Annotated in this window: 2 pseudogenes; both read left to right on the forward strand. The window is 56.4% G+C overall.

The features are described from left to right. Positions 1-229: pseudogene (locus P792_RS35490) on the forward strand (hypothetical protein); the annotation flags it as partial. Positions 230-255: 26 nt separating this feature from the next. Further along, positions 256-989, forward strand: a pseudogene (gene fliI / locus P792_RS39550) (flagellum-specific ATP synthase FliI); the annotation flags it as partial.

Genomic DNA, 989 nt, shown 5'->3' on the forward strand with positions numbered 1-989 from the left:
GCGCATGCTTACGAAAAAGGTAGACTTCTCGAAACTCAAGACTCCTGATCAGATCCAGAAATACGCTGAACAATATCTGACCCTTCTCCAGATCACTCCGCAGCCAGCAGACAAGCCTGCGGACATGCTCGATCTGTTTGGTGGTGACGACTCAAAATCAGGCATACTCGCCTTGTTCGGCGATGATGACAGTTCTTCTTCATCCAGCATTTATTCTGGTCTGTTTTGACCGATCAAATGCGCCTTGATGAAGACTTGACACTTTCCCGGCTCACACAAGAGCTTGGTGCCCTTGCACAGGCCGTCAGAACGCCTTTGCACGACCTTCCTGTTGCATACCTGGAAGGAAAGGTCACTGCAGTCACGGGCCTTTCCGTCGCATTAACCGGTATGACGGGCTTTACTGGCGTAGGTGATCGGGTCACGCTCGCAGCCCTGGATGGACGTGAAATCGATGCCGAGATTGTCGGCTTTCGTGACGAGACGGCCATTGCGATGCCATTCGGTGCCCTTGATGGCATTGGGGCCGGTTGTCGCGCCCTTTTTCCGCTTCTGCCATCGGGTGAGCGTCAGAAACGTTCCGGCGCAAATCTCGTGGTCAATGATCATTTTGTTGGTCGCGTGATCGACCCCATGGGCAAGCCCATCGATGGAAAAGCGCCCCTTTCCCCAAGTGGCCTATCGTGCAACCTGCGGGCGTCGCCGCCAGATGCAGCATCTCGCGCACGCCTCGGCCCCCGGATGAGCCTGGGTGTTTCAGCATTGGACCTGTTTGCCACATGTCGCCAGGGACAGCGGCTCGGACTTTTTGCGGGTTCCGGCGTAGGCAAGTCCACGCTTATGGGAATGCTCACGCGCAACAGCGCTTGCGATATCGCCGTAATCGCTCTCGTTGGGGAGCGAGGGCGTGAGGTAAGGGAATTCCTTGAGGATGATCTGGGCGAAGAGGGGCTGTCGAAGGCCGTAGTCGTCGTTGCCACGTCCGATTC

Source organism: Asaia sp. SF2.1, assembly GCF_000505765.1.
Lineage (GTDB): Bacteria > Pseudomonadota > Alphaproteobacteria > Acetobacterales > Acetobacteraceae > Asaia > Asaia bogorensis.